Raw genomic sequence first — 16,910 nt, 5'->3', positions numbered from 1 at the left:
CGGCTTGCTGGCGATGGCGGTCTTGAGGCTTGCATCGCTCTCGCGGGCCTCATCGCCGGCAAGCCAGCTCCTACAGGACCAGCATTACTGGTCAGACCAGTCCTACCAATTTCGCGAAAAAACCCTTGTGCCTGCGAAAAAACCGGGCGTAGACTGACCCCGCACTGGACATACCGGTAAGACCACAACAATTAAGTTCCGAAGCTGCGGCCCAGGCCCGGATAACGGAACGCCGACCAGGATCCTCCTCATGCTCAGATGGTGCTCGCGTTCGATTTTCCTCCAGGTTGTCCTTGGGTTGATGCTCGGCATCATCTGCGGACTCGCCCTTCCCGAATTCTCCACCCAGCTCAAACCCCTCGGCGACGGCTTTATCAAGCTGATCAAGATGCTGATCGGACTGATCGTCTTCTGCGTGGTGGTCAGCGGCATCTCCGGCGCCGGCGACTTGAAGAAAGTCGGGCGGATCGGCCTCAAGTCGGTGATCTATTTCGAAGTACTGACCACCATCGCCCTGCTGATCGGGCTGATCCTGGCCTACTCCACCGGCATCGGCAGCGGCGCCAACATTCACCTGGAGCAACTGTCCACAGCGGCCATGGGCGATCTCGCCGATCGCGGCCAGCATCTGCGCGGGACCACGCAGTTCCTGATGGAGCTGATTCCCAACTCGGTGCTCGGAGCCTTTGCCGACAACAACATTCTCCAGGTACTGCTGTTCTCCGTGCTGTTCGGCAGCGCCCTGAACCTGGTGGGCGAGTCCGCGTCGGGTATCTCCCGCCTGATCAACGAACTCAGCCATGTGATCTTCCGCATCATGGGCATGATCGTGCGCCTGGCGCCGATCGGCGTGTTCGGCGCCATCGCCTTCACCACCAGCACCTATGGCCTGGAATCGCTACGGCAACTGGGCAGTCTGGTGGCTCTGTTCTACGTCACCTGCCTGGCCTTCGTGCTGCTGATCCTCGGCCTGGTGATGCGCGTGTCCGGCCTGCGGATCCTGCCCTTCCTCAAATACCTGCGCGAAGAGTTGCTGATCGTGATGGGCACGGCCTCGTCGGATGCGGTGCTGCCGCAGGTGATGCGCAAGCTCGAACACCTGGGCATCGGCAGTTCGACGGTCGGCCTGGTCATCCCCACGGGGTACTCGTTCAACCTGGACGGTTTCTCGATCTACCTGACCCTGGCCATCGTGTTTATCGCCAATGCCACCGGTACGCCGCTGGCGCTGACCGACCTGCTGACCATCCTGCTGGTGTCGCTGATCACCTCCAAGGGCGCCCATGGGATTCCCGGCTCGGCCCTGGTGATCCTCGCGGCCACCCTGACGGCCATTCCGGCGATCCCGGTGGTCGGTCTGGTGCTGGTGCTGGCGGTCGACTGGTTCATGGGCATCGGCCGGGCCATGACCAACCTGATCGGCAATTGCGTGGCGACCGTGGCCATCGCCCGCTGGGAAAAGGACATCGATGTGCAGCGGGCCCACAAGGTCCTCGATGGCCAGCAAGGCTATGGGTTTCAACCAAGAAAGCCGGCGGCGCCGGCCCATCAGCAGGAGTTCTGAGGTGCCGCGTCCAGGGACGGGCGCTTACCCCGCACCCGGGGCTGGCGAAAACCGCGCCGGCCCGGGTCGCGGCCAGACCGTTTCAACAGGGGGTAAACCGTGATCAGCTCATCGACCGTCGTCAATTCAGTGGTAGCAAAACTGCGCGCCGCCCTCGCCCGCGGCCAGTGGCGCTCCGGCGAAATGCTCCCGGGCCAGCGCGAACTGGCCGAACAACTGGGCATCAGCCGGCCAAGCCTGCGCGAGGCGGTGACCGTCCTGGAAACCCTCGGCCTGGTGCGTTCGATGCCGGGCAAGGGCGTGGTGGTACTCGATGCCGCCCCCGACGAGACCACGGCCGTCCACAGCGGCGTCGCCGATGCCAGCCTCGAAGACATCCTGCAACTGCGCTACACCCTGGAGCCGTTTATCGTCGGCCTGGTGGCGCAGTCCATCAGCAGCAAGGAAATCGGCCAGTTGCGCCTGACCCTGATGGACATGCGCGAAGCCCTGGAGGCCAACGACAGCGAAGCCGGGATGAATGCCTATATCGCCTTCCATGAAGAGCTGTTCGCCCTGACCTCCAACCCGATTTTCCAGAACGTGGTGCAGCAGACCGCCAATGCCCTCAAGCAGAGCGCCGAGGTCCTGCGCAATTCGCCCGAGCACCTGGCCGAGCGCCTGCAGGAAAACGAAGCCGTGGTGCGCGCCATCCGCAACAAGAACAGCGCCCTGGCCAGCGCGCAAATGCGCCGGCACATCCTCCAGGAGGGACTGCGCATGGGCATCGAACTGACCATCCCGGACGACCATCTGGGCAGCACCGAGCAATAACCAGCCGCCGAGGGAGACCGGACATGAACAGCGTAGCGCCCCCCCTGCCCTTCACCGCCACGCGCGCTTTCGTCCAGCCCCGAGGGCCGGCCTGCTGCGCCGAGACGCTTTATGCCCGGGTATTCGAAGACATTCTCGACCGCCGGTTCGCCACGGGCCTGAGCGAAGAAAGCGTGATGCAGGCCTACGGCGCGGGTCGTAGCCAGGTGCGGCGGGTGCTCGGTCGCCTGGCGCGACAACAGGTCATCCTCACTCGCCCCAACCAGCGGGCGCGGGTCGCCGAACCGGGTGCGGAACAGCTGCAACAGACCTTGCAGGCCCGGCGACTGGCTGAAACCAGCGTGATCCAGCTGCTCTGCGGCAACGCTGGCGGACTGCGCTTCGATGCATTGCATGCGCTGGTCGCCCGCGAACGCCGAAGCGTTGAAGACCACCGACAAAGCGCGGCAATCAGGCTGGGTGGCGAGTTTCATCTGGAGCTGGCCAGGATGGCCGGCAACGCGCCCCTGGCACATTTTCTCGGCGGGCTGGTGCCTCTGACCGGACTGGCGCAGGCACAGCAATCGACACACCGCGAGGATTGGCCGGCCCGTGAAGCCATTCTCCATGAGCTGGAGAACGGGAATCCGAGGGCGGCCATCGAGCGGCTGGTGGATCATCTGGATCAGCTGTCCGGATTGTCCTGATCCCGTGGAAGCCGGCTTGCCGGCGATAAGTCCGGCAAGTCTTGCATCGCTCTTGCAGGCACCAGCGCCGGCAAGCCCTCTCCTGCAACTGATCCCCTCAGTCGCCAGTCATCCGGGCAAAACCTGCGCGGATCTTCTCTTCCGGCAGGTCATCGGCGATGAACACAATCACGCTTTCCCGGGCCTCGCCGTCCTCCCACTCGGTGTCCCAGTCGAAACCATAGAGCTTGAGCACGCCCTGGAACACCATGCGGCGCGGTTCTCCGGCGATATTCAGCACGCCCTTGTAGCGCAACAGCTGTTTGCCATGATCCTCCAGCAGCTCGTTCATGAACTCGCTGAGCCGGTCGAGATCCAGCGGCTGGTCGCTGCGCAATACCAGGCTGGAAATGCGATCGATGGAGGGCGCCTTGCTCACCGGGCGCAGACTCAAGCCGCCGCCCAGGTCGGCATTCAGGTTGAAACCGCGCACATCCAGCAATTCGGCCAGATCAATCCGGCCATGCTCGACGATACGGATCGGTGCCCGTCGGTTGATCCGCGTCAGGCGCTCGCTCAAGGCATTGAAGGTCGCCTCGTCCACCAGGTCGCGCTTGCTTACCAGCAGCCGGTCGGCAAAGCCGATCTGCGCCTGGGCGATGGTCTGGGTCAGGTGGTGCTCGGCATGGGCGGCGTCCACCAGGGTGATGATGCCGTCGAGGATATAGCGCTCGCGCAATTCCTCGTCGATGAAAAAGGTCTGGGCCACGGGCGCCGGATCAGCCAGCCCGGTGCACTCGATCACCAGCCGGTCGAAGGCGATTTCGCCGCTGTCCAGGCGTTCGAGCAACAGGTACAGGGCCTTGGTCAAATCGGTGTGGATGGTGCAACAGACGCAACCGTTGGACAGCGTCATCACTTGCACCGGCTCGGTCCCCAGCAATTGGGTGTCGATACCGGCGTCGCTGAATTCGTTCTCGATCACGGCGATTTTCAGGCCGTGCTCGGCCTTGAGCAGATGGCGCAGCAAGGTGGTCTTGCCGGCACCGAGAAAACCACTCAGGACGGTAACAGGAATAGGAACTGACAAACCAGAATCTCCCCTACGTAAAAAACTGCAGGAGCCCGGCTTGCCGACGATGGCATCCGCAAGATCGCCATCGCCGGCAAGCCGGGCTCCCACAGTGACGGTGTTCAGCCTTGTAAGACAGGGCGTCCTCGGATCAACAGCACTTCGGCCCGCCCTTGCCGCCATAACGGGCTTCCTGGCGTTCCCGGAAGAACGCCTCGTACGTCATCACCGGCTTGTCCGGGTGCTTGTTCTGCATATGTTCCACGTAGGTGTCGTAGTCGGGCATGCCGACCATCAGGCGCGCGGCCTGACCGAGGTATTTGCCGAGGCGACTCAGGTCATTGAACATTGCAGTATTCCCCTGTCAGGCTTCAGGCACGGCCTGGAACGGTGTTTCCTTGTCCGTGCGCTCCTTGTTGCCCCAGGCCGCGACACCGACCTTGAGGGCGTAGAACAGGATGCTGAAGACCACGAACAGGAACAACGCCGTCAGCGTCGCGTTGGTGTAGGCGTTGAAGATCACGTGCTGCATCTGCGCGATGTCCTTGGCCGGGGCAAGTACTTGCCCGGCGTCCAGCGCGGCGCTGTATTTCTTCGCCAGGGCAAGGAAACCAATGGCCGGGTTGGCATCGAACAGCTTGATGAAGCCCGCGGTGGTGGTGCAGACCAGCAGCCATACCGCCGGCAGCAAGGTCACCCAGATGTAGCGCTGGCGCTTCATCTTGATCAGCACGACGGTACCGAGCATCAGGGCGATACCGGCCAGCATCTGGTTGGAGATACCGAACAGCGGCCACAGGGTGTTGATGCCGCCCAGCGGATCGATCACGCCCTGGTACAGCAGGTAGCCCCAGAGCGCCACACAACCGGCGGTGGCGATCAGGTTGGCGGTCCAGGATTCGGTGCGCTTGAGCGATGGCACGAAGGAACCCAGCAGGTCCTGCAGCATGAAGCGACCGGCACGGGTGCCCGCATCGACGGCCGTCAGGATGAACAGGGCTTCGAACAGGATCGCGAAGTGGTACCAGAACGCCATGGTGTTTTCACCCGGCAGGACATGGTGGAGGATCTGCGCGATACCGACTGCCAGGGTAGGCGCGCCGCCGGCACGGGCAAGGATGGTGGTTTCACCGATGTCCTTGGCCACCGCCTGGAGTGCATCCGGGGTAATGGCAAAGCCCCAGCTGCTGACGGTCTGCGCCACGGCCACCACATCACCGCCGACGATCGCCGCCGGGCTGTTCATGGCGAAGTACACGCCCGGCTCGATCACCGAAGCAGCGACCATCGCCATGATCGCCACGAAGGACTCCATCAGCATGCCGCCGTAGCCGATGTAGCGGGCGTTGGTTTCGTTGTCCAGCAGCTTCGGTGTGGTCCCGGAAGAGATCAGCGCATGGAAGCCGGACACCGCGCCACAGGCGATGGTGATGAACAGGAACGGGAACAGGCCGCCTTTCCAGACCGGGCCGGTGCCGTCGGTGAACTGGGTCAGCGCGGGCATTTTCAGCTCGGGCATGGTGATCAGGATGCCGATCGCCAGGGCGATGATGGTACCGATCTTGAGGAAGGTCGACAGGTAGTCCCGTGGCGCCAGGATCAGCCACACCGGCAGCACCGCGGCGACGAAACCGTAGCCGATGAGCATCCAGGTGATCTGTACGCCGGTGAAGGTGAAGGCCTTGGCCCAGACCGGATCCGCCGCGATCTGGCCTCCCAGCCAGATCGAGCCGAGCAGCAGGAGCACGCCGACAAGCGAGATTTCACCGATGCGGCCCGGACGGATGTAGCGCATGTAGATGCCCATGAACATCGCGATCGGGATGGTCGCCATCACCGTGAAGATGCCCCATGGGCTCTCGGCCAGGGCCTTGACCACGATCAGCGCCAGCACCGCGAGGATGATGATCATGATCAGGAAGCAGCCGAACAGGGCGATGGTCCCGGGAATGCGGCCCATTTCCTCGCGCACCATGTCGCCCAGGGAGCGACCGTTGCGGCGGGTGGACAGGAACAGCACCATGAAGTCCTGGACCGCGCCGGCCAGCACCACCCCGGCAATCAGCCAGAGCGTACCGGGCAGGTAGCCCATCTGCGCCGCCAGCACAGGGCCGACCAGCGGGCCTGCACCGGCAATCGCCGCGAAATGGTGACCGAAAAGAATGTGTTTGTTGGTCGGCACATAGTCCAGACCATCGTTGTTCAACACCGCCGGTGTCGCCCGATTGCCATCGAGCTGCATGACGTTGTTGGCGATGAACAGACTGTAGTAACGATAGGCAACCAGATAGATCGCCACGGCGGCGACCACGATCCACAAGGCGTTGATCGCCTCGCCGCGGCGCAAGGCCACTACGCCCAGGGCGCACGCTCCCACGATTGCCAGCACCAGCCAGGGTAGATGGCGCAGCGGGCTATTATTATTTTTCATTTTTATATTCCAGCCAGATGGACAGAAAGACAGCCACCTTGAGTTTAGCGCCAAAGCGACCAATGGCTATACCGACATTGGTATAGAGCGGTCTTTTATTGTCGCCGCGGACATCAACCTGTCATCGCCGCCATGGCAGAACCACGCGACGGCCCGCCCGGACGCTTGCCTGGCCCGGCATGCGGTCTATAGTCAGCGAATCTGCACAGAGACCTGAACATGAGACGCCACCCGATCAATCGCCGCCGTTTCAAGCGCATCGCCTTCGATGCCGTCACCACCCTCAGTCAGGGGGCCACGGTCTGGTCGGCACAACTGGTGGACCTTTCGCTCAAGGGGTTGCTGGTCCAGCGACCGGGCAACTGGCATGAGGGGGCGCACGGCACCTTCCTGATCGACATTCGCCTGGGCAAAGACGCCCACGTGGAAATGGACGCCCGACTGGTCCATGACGATCACGGCCAGCTGGGCTTCAAATGCCTGCATATCGGCCTGGAGTCGATCCAGCACCTGCGTCGCCTGATCGAATTGAACCTGGGCGACGAAGCGGAGCTGGAGCGGGAACTGGACGCCCTCTTCGACGATTGAACGGCACGGCGCCGCCCACCACGGCAGCGCCCACTCTCACCCGGTCAGGGAAAGGCCGAACGCTGGGGGAAATCGCTTTCCGAATCCCAGTAGCCGGCCTCGTCCCGTGCCGTCAGCTGCCAGACGCCGTCTTTCAGACGATAGGTCTGGTAGGTGGTGACGAACTCCTCGCCCTCCTCATCCGCCGCGCTCGAAGACACCTGCAGGATCTCCGGAGCCGAATCCCCGGCCTGCCAGGCCGCCTTGCCGGTCTGGGCGAGGAACAGCGGCTTGAGCTTGCCGTCCGCCGTCTGGTACTGCATCGGCTGCAGTTTGCGCTGGGCCGGCATCAGCACCTGGGTCGCGGGGCCGCTGGTGCTGCCCATGGGGGCGGTCTGGTCGACCGTCAGGAAAAACGTCGGTGCCGGCATGCCGTCCATCGGCGCTTTTTCCAGGGTTGCCAGCGGGTAGGCCAGGCCGACACTCTCCACTTCCTCGCCGGCCGCCGAGATCAGCCGGACCCGCGCCTCGACGATGGGCGTGCGCGCGACATCCTTCGCCAGCGCGTCGTCATCAAAGGCATCCTCATCGAAGGTGCTGCCGTTGCCCCACAGGGATTGATGCAAGTCGGAGGTGATCCGCGCATCTTCCAGCAACTCCAGCGCACCGCCATCTCCCGTCGGCATCTCCTGGGCCAACCGATACCCTTCCGGCACCGCGGCCGTTGCCGCGCCGGCAGCACCGGCCCAGACCATCCATCCCGCCAAACACATCGCCGCACCGATAAAACGCATCCCGCCGACTCCTTCCATCCCGTTATTCGAACAACGCGTCCAACGCCTGCTCCAGGCGCGTGACGGCAATGATTTTCAACCCCGGCGGCGCCTCTTTCGGCGCGTTGCCCTTGGGCACGATGGCGCGCTTGAAACCGTGCTTGGCCGCTTCCTTCAGGCGCTCCTGGCCACTGGGCACCGGACGCACCTCGCCGGACAGACCGACCTCGCCGAACACCAGCAGGTCATGGGGCAGCGGCCGATTGCGCAGGCTGGACATGACCGCCGCCATCAGCGCCAGGTCGGAGGCGGTCTCCAGTACCTTGACGCCACCCACGACGTTGAGGAAGACATCCTGGTCATGGGTCGGAATACCGCCGTGACGGTGCAGGACCGCCAACAGCATCGCCAGGCGGTTCTGATCCAGCCCGAGGGTCACCCGCCGTGGATTGGCCATATGGCTGTCGTCGACCAGGGCCTGGACTTCCACCAGCATCGGCCGGGTCCCCTCCCAGGTGGCCATGACCACACTGCCCGGTACTTCTTCCTGGGCCCGGGTGAGAAAAATCGCCGACGGGTTGGAGACTTCCTTCAGCCCCCGGTCGGTCATGCCGAACACCCCCAGCTCGTTCACCGCGCCGAAACGGTTTTTCACCGCCCGCAACAGGCGCAGGCGACCGTCGGACTCACCCTCGAAGTACAGCACCGTGTCGACCATATGTTCGAGGACCCGCGGACCGGCCAGCGCGCCCTCCTTGGTCACATGGCCGACCAGGAAGATCGCCGTGCCGCTCTGCTTGGCGTAACGCACCAGCAAGGCCGCACTTTCGCGCACCTGGGAAACGCCTCCCGGCGCCGATTGCAGTTGTTCGGTGAAAATCGTCTGGATCGAGTCGATCACCATGACCTTGGGCTTTTCCACCCGGGCGGTGGCGATGATGGTCTCGATGCAGGTTTCGGTCATCACCCGCAACTGGTCCTGGGGCAGCCCCAGCCGACGCGCGCGCATCGCCACCTGTTGTTGCGATTCTTCGCCGGTGACGTACAGCGCCGGCATGCGCGTGGCGAGGTTGCACAGGGTCTGCAGGAGAATGGTCGACTTGCCGATGCCGGGGTCGCCGCCGATCAACACCACCGAGCCATCCACCAGGCCGCCGCCGAGCACGCGGTCCAGCTCACCGGAGGCGGTGGAGAAACGGGGAATTTCCTCGACGCTGACTTCCGCCAGGGTCTTGATCTGCGCCTGCTGTCCGGCCCAACCGGTACGGCCGCTGGGCGCCGCCGCGCCGCCGCTTTCCACCAGGGTCTCGGTCAGGGTATTCCAGGCACCACATTCGCCGCACTGGCCGGCCCATTTGGGAAAGGTCGCGCCGCACTCGGTGCAGCCGTACATGCGCTTGGCCTTGGCCATCTCAACCCCCATGGCAAAACCGCGATGATAGCTCAGCCGGAAGCGATCAGCGCGTCGCCGGTGTACGGATTTCGCCATCCGCCAGACGGGCCGCGCTGTTGCCCAGGGGATCCTCGGCATCCAGGTTGGCACCTTTGGCCGCCAGGGCATCCAGCAGGCCGGTGCGTTTGAACAGGCCGGCATACATGGCGGCGGTCTGCCCGGCGGCGTTACGCTGGTCGGGGTTGCAGTCGGCATTCAGCAGGCGCTGGGCGATCTTCACTTCGCCCTTGAAGATCGCTCCCATCAGCGCGGTGTTGCCGCGCTTGTCCTGGGCACAGGCATTGGCACCGGCGGCCAGCAGCCGCTCCACCGCCGGCCCCTGGCCGTGGTAGGCCGCCAGGATCAGCGCGGTGTAACCCTGCTCGTCCCGGGTATCGAGGCTGTAGCCGGCGTCGATAAAGGTGTCGAGCATCTCGACGTCGCCACGGCGAGCGGCATCGAAGTAGTAATCCTTGAGCTGCGCCTGGAGCGCGGCCGGATCCGCCGGAACAGGCGGCTCCTGGGCCGAAACGGCGAAGGCACAGGCCAGCGGAAGCAGGAAAGCATAAATACGCATGGCGGGTACTCCTACAGAATTCACGTCACCGCAAGGGTGGCGACGACGCCCCTGGCAACACATCACGGTACGGTGGTTCAGGGGCCTGCAGGAGCCCGGCTTGCCGGCGAAGAGGCCCTAGAGCCTTGCCGCGACGCACTCGACCCCATCGCTGGCAAGCCAGGCTCCTACAGGTTGCATGGTGTTTTCAGGTTCGGATCAATCCGACAGCTTCGCCGCCAGCGCCTTGACCCGCGCCAGGTCGCCCTTGGCCACCTGGGTCACCCCCGCGCCGTACTCCGGATCGGCCTTGTAGAGGAACGACAGGATGATGTGCTTGCTCTCGTCATCGGTCGTCGCCAGCGAGCCACCGAAGTTCTCGATCAGGTCCTGCTTTTCCTTCTTGCTGTAGGAGCGATACAGATCCCCCGCCTGCTTGAAGTTCTGCTCGCGCTGGATCTTCGCCTGCTGGGTCGTGCCCGACAGGGCCGACTGGCTGTAGCGGGCAGCGGGTGGCTCGTCACGGGGCAGCAGGCGACTCGGCTGGTAATTCACGCCGGTGCTGCTGTGCCCGCTGTTCATCGCGCCATCCTGGTTGCCGTTGTTGACGGCGACCCGCGGCGCGTTGATCGGCAATTGCAGCGCATTGGGACCCAGGCGGTACATCTGCGTGTCGGCGTAGGAGAACACCCGTCCCTGCAACAGGCGGTCTTCCGACGGTTCGATCCCCGGCACCAGGTTCGCCGGGGCCATGGCCACCTGCTCGGTTTCCTGGAAGACGTTGGCCGGATTACGGTCAAGGACCATCTGCCCGACCTTGCGCTCGGGAACGCCGGGCCAGATCTTGGTGGCATCCAGCGGGTCGAAATCGAACTTGCTCAAGTCCTGCGGGGCAAGTACCTGGACATACAGGTCCCACTTGGGAAAGTCGCCCTTGTTGATATGACGCACCAGATCATTGGTCATATGGCTGTAGTCGCGGCCCTGCACTTCGACGACGCCTTTTGGATCCAGGTTGCGAATCCCCTGCAGACTCTTCCAGTGGAACTTGACGTAGTGCACTTCACCCTTGGCGTTGATCAACTTGTAGGCATGTACACCGTTACCGTCCATCTCCCGATAACTCGCCGGGGTACCGGAGTCCGAGTACAACTCGGTCAGGGTCCGCGTGGACTCGGGAACATGGGAGAAGAAGTCGAAGCGACGCGAATCGTCATCCAGGTTGGTGCGCGGGTCGGGCTTGAACGCGTGCACCATGTCCGGAAACTTGATGGCATCGCGAATGAAGAAGGTCGGGAAGTTGTTACCCACCAGATCCCAGTTGCCTTCGGCGGTATAGAACTTGGTGGCGAACCCCCGCGGATCGCGCAGTGTTTCCGGAGAGTGGTTGCCATGCACCACTGCCGAGAAACGCACGAATACCGGGGTGCTCTCACCGGCAGCGAAAACCTTGGCCTTGCTCAGGTCGCTCAGGTCGTTGGTGACTGTGAACGTGCCATGGGCACCGGTACCACGGGCGTGTACCACGCGTTCCGGAATGCGTTCGCGGTCGAAACGCTGCAGCTTCTGGATCAGTTGCACGTCCTGAAGCAATACCGGCCCGTTGCTGCCGGCGGTCTGCGAGTTCTGGTTATCGCCCACGGCCGCGCCGTTGTCGCGGGTCAGGGTGGCGGCTTGGACGGACAGGGACAACAGGCTGGCGGTCAAGATGCCCAGCACGCGTCGCGTGGGCAAACTCCCCGGCACAGGAGTGATGTTCATGGAGGATTCCTCTGGATTTTTTTAGTGCGCATCCCGATGCGCTCACCAGAGGCTAGTGATCGCCGCACCATTCTCTAAATAGAAATGCCCGAAGAGGCCGATTGAGAAAATCCACAAGTCAGGACCGCCAGGGGCGAGTATTTCGCGCGATTGGTGGCACTTTGCAAACTTATCGCCGGACAATAGGTCGATTAAGGCGGGCGCAGGCAACCCGGGCATCGAGCAAGATGCCCACGGCTGAATTACACTGCGCTCACTCAACTCATCTGTAACAAGGAATAACCTATGGGCGTGCTAAGTGAGTTCAAGGCCTTCGCGGTCAAAGGCAATGTGGTCGACATGGCCGTCGGTATCATTATCGGCGCGGCCTTCGGCAAGATCGTGTCGTCGTTCGTCGGCGACGTGGTGATGCCACCGATCGGCTTGCTTATTGGTGGGGTGGATTTCAGTGCCCTGGCGGTCACCTTGAAGGCCGCCGACGGCAATGTGCCTGCGGTGGTCCTGGCCTATGGCAAGTTCATCCAGACCTGCATCGACTTCCTTATCGTGGCCTTCGCCATCTTCATGGGTGTCAAGGCGATCAACCGCCTGAAGCGCGAAGAGGCCGTGGCCCCGAGCCTGCCACCGGTGCCGACCAAGGAGGAAGAATTGCTGGGAGAAATCCGCGACCTGCTCAAGGCCCAGAACAACCGGCCCTGACAGCCACGACACGCCCCCTTGCCGGCGATAGCGATCTAACGCACGCCATCACCGGCAAGCCGGGCTCCTACAGGTTTGCGCTATCCAGAAACGGCATTTCAAACTTCCCGGCCGTTTGCGCACGCCCGCCCCTACCAGTAGTTTTCCACCGCGACCTGACCGGGGCGACGACTCAGGCTCAGTTGCATATCACGCTGCTTCAGCACCTGGCGGGTATCGTCGATCATCTGCGGGTTGCCGCAGATCATCACTCGCGAGTGCTCGGCGCTCAGGGCCACGCCGGCCGCGCGCTCCAGCTCGCCACTGACGATCAGTTGGGGAATCCGTCCCTGCAACACCCCCGGCACCGCCTCGCGGGTGATAGTGGGAACGAAGCGCAGCTTGTGGGCATGCTCGGCCAGGTAGTCGCGTTCGCCCAGGCCGGCGATCAGTTCCCGGTACGCCAGCTCGCGCTCATGGCGAGCACTGTAGACCAGCAGAATCCGCTCGAATCGCTCCCACACCTCGAAGTCCTGCAGGATCGACAGGAACGGCGCCACCCCGGTACCCGTGGCCAGCAGCCAGAGATCGCGCCCGTCGACGAAGCGGTCGAGGGTCAGGTAGCCCACGGCCTGGCGTTCGATCAATAGCGAATCGCCCACTTCCAGGCGACTCAACTCACTGGTGAACTCGCCACCCGGCACGACGATGGAAAAGAACTCGAGAAACTCGTCATGGGGCGACGAAACCATCGAGTAGGCCCGCCACACCACGCTGCCATCCGCCTTGGTCACGCCCAGGCGGGCAAATTGCCCGGCACGAAAACGAAACCCGACATCCCGCGTGGTACGCAGGGTAAACAGACTGGAGGTCAGGGGACGGACATCGAGCAGGGTCTGCCGGGTAAATTTTTCTGCGCTGGCGGTCATGATGCGCTCCATCGGGACTGGAGGGTCAGTGTCTCGCAAAGCCGACCCGAGAAACACCGGTGGTTTGTAGTGGTATAAGTTTCACCCCGAAACATGTACAAATATATAGATAAAGTACAGCACCATGAAAAAACAAAAGCTTATAAATGAAATTCCGCATTTCACATTTTTTTCACAAAAAAATTACACCCCCGAAAAAGCAAAACATATCAAAATGACATCTATCATTTACCCCCCCGAACAATACTTGACGCGATAACACCCTTCCTTTAAAGACAATAAAAATATCATCAGCATATAAAAAAACCCCACCGAAACCAGGAATTTTCCTACACTACTTCAGGCACATTCGGTCCAAAAGAACCGCACCAAGCTTCAAGGAAGGGAACCTCAATGGAGAACTGGCAGGATACTCAACTGCACCAGCTCATGAGTGAAAAAGAAGAACAGGCAGTCTTCAACGCAGTTTTCAATCTGGCAGGGCAAATACGCTTTACCTATGTATCGTTCAGAGTCAGCACCTTGTTAGGAGGCGTCCAACCAAACAGCACATCTTTCAACAACTATCCATCCGATTGGAACTCGTGTTACCAACGCAACAATTACATCACGATTGATCCGCTGATCGCTCACTGTCACAGTTCAGTGTTTCCCATACTCTGGGTACCGGAAACCTTCAGAGCGACACCGACACTCTGGCGCGACATGCAGGCCCATGGCCTCAACCACGGGTGGTCGCAGTCGGTGCACGACATTCGCGGTATCGTCAGCACCCTGAGCCTGGCCAGGACCTACGAGCCCATCACGTCCAGCGAGTTCTACTCGAAGACGGGCCATATCCTGTGGCTATGCAATTGGCTGCATTCGTACATGGCGGAAAAGCTGGTCAACTCCTGTCAGCCGCAAAACTACCATCCGCTCTCGCCTCGGGAAACCGAGATCCTGAAGTGGACGGCTGAAGGCAAGACCGCTGCGGAAATCGCCAACATCCTCAACCTGACGGCACGCACCGTAGGCTTTCACATGAGCACGATCATGAGAAAACTGGGGGTCAGCAACAAGGCCTCGGCAGTACTGCGCGCCGCCAAGTCCGGATTGCTGTACTGACCCGGCATCCCCATCTACCCGGCAGAAGGATCTGCCATCCACACGTGCCACAGGCAATATCTTCGAAACCCACGTAAAATCCCCGCTCTTGCCTACCGTTGCAGACCACGCTTGCTCCAAGCGCCGACTCAAGACAGCCGCAAACCGTCCTCCAGAGCCTGTACCCCATGCCCCTGCTAGAAAGCCCGTTCGCCCAACTCGATCTGATCCGCCAGCCTGAACAGCAGAACGAACCGCTGCAGGCGTTCGACGCCGCCGATCAATACCTGCTCGACCACCTGGCCGCACAGGCGGTCCCGCGCGACACCCGGGTACTGGTGCTCAACGACAGTTTCGGCGCACTGGCCGCCAGCCTGGAAGGCCATGTGCAGCTCACCAGCAGTGGCGATTCGTTCCTGGCGGCCCTGGGGCTGGAAAAAAACCTGGTGCGCAATGGCAAGGCCTTCGATGCCGTGCGCCATGTGCCGGCCAGCGAGGCCCTGGACGGTCCGTTCGACCGGGTACTGATCCGCGTGCCCAAGACTCTGGCGCTGCTGGAAGAACAACTGATCCGCCTGCAGGGTCAACTGGCGCCGGGCGCGCAGGTGGTCGCCGCGGCCATGGTCAAGCATTTGCCCAGGGCCGCGGGAGATCTGCTGGAGCGTTACGTCGGCCCGGTACAGGCCTCATTGGCGGTGAAGAAAGCCCGCCTGCTGATCGCGACACCCGAAGCCAGAGCCGCTATCGGCTCACCCTACCCGACGCGCTACACCCTCGATCAACCGGCGATCGAGCTGCTCAACCATGCCAACGTCTTCTGTCGCGAAGGCCTGGATATCGGTACCCGGGCCTTCCTTCCCCACCTGCCCGGCAACCTGGGCAATGCCCGGGTCGCCGACCTCGGCTGCGGCAACGGCGTGCTGGCCATCGCCAGCGCGCTGCAAAACCCGCAGGCCCACTACACGCTGGTGGACGAGTCGTTCATGGCCGTGCAATCGGCGCGGGAAAACTGGCAGGCGATACTCGGTGACCGGGAAGTGACCGTGCGCGCCGATGACGGCCTCGCCGGCCAGGCGGCACAATCACTGGATGTGGTGCTGTGCAACCCGCCCTTCCACCAGCAGCAGGTCGTCGGCGACTTCCTCGCCTGGCGGATGTTCCAGCAGGCCCGGGAAGCACTGGTGGTCGGTGGCGCGCTGTACATCGTCGGCAACCGTCACCTGGGCTATCACAGCAAGCTGGCCCGCCTGTTCCGGGGCGTCGAGCAAGTGGCGGCGACACCCAAGTTCGTCATCCTCAAGGCCCGCAAGTAGGCGCGATAAGGTGCCTGCCGGGTGATCAGTGAGTCGTCAGCCCTGCTGCGTTCATGAACAGGCGCATCAGGCTGGCGACCACGAACAACGCCAGCACACTGCCTGTCCAGATCATCGCCAGCCAGCCCAGGCGCTGCCAGAGCGGTTTCTTCTCGGCCTGTTCGATCTCGTGCAACGAATGTTTACCTGTCATCTCGGGGTCCTCGTCGTCATAAGGACGGCGCCCTGAAGGACGCCGTCGCGAGCCATCGGCCATCACCTAGTGATAGCCATCCTCGTGGGTCACCTTGCCGCGGAACACGTAGTAACTCCAGAAGGTGTAGCCGAGGATGAACGGGATGATGAACAGCGTGCCCACCAGCATGAAGCCCTGGCTCTGCGGCGGTGCGGCGGCATCCCAGATCGAGATCGACGGCGGCACGATATTCGGCCACAGGCTGATACCGAGGCCGCTGTAGCCGAGGAAGATCAACACCAGGGTCAGCAGGAACGGCGTGTAGTGGGCGTTGCGCGCCACCGCGCGGATCAGGCCGTACAAGGTCACGAGCACCAGGATCGGCACCGGCAGGAACCAGAACAGGTTCGGCAGGGTGAACCAGCGTGCGGCGATCTCGGCATGGGCCAGGGGCGTCCAGATGCTGACGATGCCGATCACCGCCAGCAGGACAAACGCCAGCGGCCGCGCCAGGTCATGCATCTGCTCCTGCAACTTGCCTTCGGTCTTCATGATCAGCCAAGTGCAGCCGAGCAAGGCATAGGCCACCACCAGGGCCACGCCGCAGAACAGCGTGAACGGCGTCAACCAGTCCAGCGAACCGCCGGCGAACTGCCGGTTGACCACCGGGATCCCGTCGATGAAGGCGCCCAGGGCCACGCCCTGGAAGAAGGTCGCCGCCAGTGAACCGCCAATGAAGGCCTTGTCCCAGATATGCCGCTTGTCGTCCTTGGCCTTGAAACGGAACTCGAAGGCCACGCCGCGAAAGATCAGGCCGACAAGCATGAAGATCAGCGGCAGGTACAACGCCGACAGCACCACCGAATACGCCAGCGGGAAGGCGCCGAACAGCGCCGCGCCGCCGAGCACCAGCCAGGTCTCGTTGCCGTCCCAGACCGGTGCCACGGTATTCATCATCACGTCACGGTCGCGATCGCCCTTGATAAAGGGAAAGAGAATGCCGATCCCCAGGTCGAAACCATCCATGACCACGTACATCATGATGCCGAAGATGATGATCACGGCCCAGATCAGCGGAAGATCAATACCCATGAT

Annotated in this window: 17 protein-coding genes; 7 read left to right on the top strand and 10 right to left on the bottom strand. The window is 62.5% G+C overall.

Annotation, left to right across the window (positions count from 1 at the left end; genetic code table 11):
• Window positions 1-250: 250 nt before the first annotated feature.
• The 3 genes from HX881_RS09020 to HX881_RS09010 all read left to right on the top strand — a co-directional run bounded on the left by HX881_RS09020 (window position 251) and on the right by HX881_RS09010 (window position 3,063).
• Window positions 251-1,564 carry a C4-dicarboxylate transporter DctA gene (locus tag HX881_RS09020; RefSeq protein ID WP_042934220.1) on the top strand — a complete coding sequence of 438 codons (1,314 nt, stop codon included), beginning with the start codon at window positions 251-253 and terminating at the stop codon, window positions 1,562-1,564.
• Between the two features lie 99 nt (window positions 1,565-1,663).
• Window positions 1,664-2,377 (top strand): FadR/GntR family transcriptional regulator, encoded by a 714-nt coding sequence (locus HX881_RS09015; RefSeq protein WP_017123434.1) that lies wholly within the window; start codon window positions 1,664-1,666, stop codon window positions 2,375-2,377.
• 23 nt (window positions 2,378-2,400) lie between these two features.
• Window positions 2,401-3,063, top strand: coding sequence for a GntR family transcriptional regulator (locus HX881_RS09010; protein WP_177084030.1), 663 nt, complete (start codon window positions 2,401-2,403; stop codon window positions 3,061-3,063).
• 97 nt (window positions 3,064-3,160) lie between these two features.
• Here HX881_RS09010 and yjiA read toward each other — a convergent pair whose 3' ends face one another.
• From yjiA to HX881_RS08995, 3 genes are all read right to left on the bottom strand, one after another.
• On the bottom strand, window positions 3,161-4,132 hold the full coding sequence (gene yjiA, locus HX881_RS09005) for a GTPase (RefSeq protein ID WP_177084028.1): 972 nt from the start codon (window positions 4,130-4,132) through the stop codon (window positions 3,161-3,163).
• Between the two features lie 133 nt (window positions 4,133-4,265).
• Entirely contained in the window at window positions 4,266-4,463 is a 198-nt protein-coding gene (locus tag HX881_RS09000; RefSeq protein ID WP_017123431.1) for a YbdD/YjiX family protein, read from the bottom strand.
• Between the two features lie 15 nt (window positions 4,464-4,478).
• A complete protein-coding gene (locus HX881_RS08995; protein ID WP_103032777.1) occupies window positions 4,479-6,545 on the bottom strand; it encodes a carbon starvation CstA family protein in 2,067 nt (688 codons plus the stop codon).
• 219 nt (window positions 6,546-6,764) lie between these two features.
• On the opposite strand from HX881_RS08995, the gene HX881_RS08990 reads away from it, so the two are divergent.
• Window positions 6,765-7,133, top strand: a complete 369-nt coding sequence (locus HX881_RS08990) for a PilZ domain-containing protein (protein ID WP_177084026.1) — start codon at window positions 6,765-6,767, stop codon at window positions 7,131-7,133.
• Window positions 7,134-7,177: 44 nt separating this feature from the next.
• Here HX881_RS08990 and HX881_RS08985 read toward each other — a convergent pair whose 3' ends face one another.
• The 4 genes from HX881_RS08985 to katB all read right to left on the bottom strand — a co-directional run bounded on the left by HX881_RS08985 (window position 7,178) and on the right by katB (window position 11,634).
• A complete protein-coding gene (locus HX881_RS08985) occupies window positions 7,178-7,906 on the bottom strand; it encodes a hypothetical protein (RefSeq protein ID WP_017123425.1) in 729 nt (242 codons plus the stop codon).
• A gap of 22 nt (window positions 7,907-7,928) precedes the next feature.
• Entirely contained in the window at window positions 7,929-9,296 is a 1,368-nt protein-coding gene (radA, locus tag HX881_RS08980) for a DNA repair protein RadA (protein WP_017123424.1), read from the bottom strand.
• Between the two features lie 46 nt (window positions 9,297-9,342).
• Entirely contained in the window at window positions 9,343-9,894 is a 552-nt protein-coding gene (locus tag HX881_RS08975; RefSeq protein ID WP_177084024.1) for an ankyrin repeat domain-containing protein, read from the bottom strand.
• A gap of 198 nt (window positions 9,895-10,092) precedes the next feature.
• Window positions 10,093-11,634, bottom strand: coding sequence for a catalase KatB (gene katB / locus HX881_RS08970; RefSeq protein ID WP_017123423.1), 1,542 nt, complete (start codon window positions 11,632-11,634; stop codon window positions 10,093-10,095).
• Between the two features lie 285 nt (window positions 11,635-11,919).
• Between katB and mscL the strand changes: the two genes are divergently transcribed.
• Window positions 11,920-12,333 carry a large-conductance mechanosensitive channel protein MscL gene (gene mscL, locus HX881_RS08965; protein WP_017123422.1) on the top strand — a complete coding sequence of 138 codons (414 nt, stop codon included), beginning with the start codon at window positions 11,920-11,922 and terminating at the stop codon, window positions 12,331-12,333.
• Window positions 12,334-12,464: 131 nt separating this feature from the next.
• On the opposite strand, the gene HX881_RS08960 is transcribed toward mscL, so the two are convergent.
• On the bottom strand, window positions 12,465-13,241 hold the full coding sequence (locus HX881_RS08960; RefSeq protein WP_177084022.1) for a ferredoxin--NADP reductase: 777 nt from the start codon (window positions 13,239-13,241) through the stop codon (window positions 12,465-12,467).
• Window positions 13,242-13,634: 393 nt separating this feature from the next.
• On the opposite strand from HX881_RS08960, the gene HX881_RS08955 reads away from it, so the two are divergent.
• Complete coding sequence (locus tag HX881_RS08955) at window positions 13,635-14,348, top strand: autoinducer binding domain-containing protein (RefSeq protein WP_177084020.1); 714 nt, start codon at window positions 13,635-13,637, stop codon at window positions 14,346-14,348.
• A gap of 167 nt (window positions 14,349-14,515) precedes the next feature.
• Window positions 14,516-15,640, top strand: coding sequence for a methyltransferase (locus HX881_RS08950; RefSeq protein WP_177084018.1), 1,125 nt, complete (start codon window positions 14,516-14,518; stop codon window positions 15,638-15,640).
• A 25-nt stretch (window positions 15,641-15,665) separates the two neighbouring features.
• On the opposite strand, the gene HX881_RS08945 is transcribed toward HX881_RS08950, so the two are convergent.
• Window positions 15,666-15,833: a DUF2474 domain-containing protein gene (locus HX881_RS08945; protein WP_017123418.1), complete on the bottom strand. Its 168-nt coding sequence runs from the start codon at window positions 15,831-15,833 to the stop codon at window positions 15,666-15,668.
• 66 nt (window positions 15,834-15,899) lie between these two features.
• Window positions 15,900-16,907 (bottom strand): cytochrome d ubiquinol oxidase subunit II, encoded by a 1,008-nt coding sequence (gene cydB, locus HX881_RS08940; RefSeq protein WP_017123417.1) that lies wholly within the window; start codon window positions 16,905-16,907, stop codon window positions 15,900-15,902.
• Window positions 16,908-16,910 lie beyond the last annotated feature (3 nt).

This window comes from Pseudomonas gingeri (assembly GCF_013386115.1).
Lineage (GTDB): Bacteria > Pseudomonadota > Gammaproteobacteria > Pseudomonadales > Pseudomonadaceae > Aquipseudomonas > Aquipseudomonas gingeri.
This window is presented reverse-complemented; position numbering and strand designations above follow the sequence as displayed.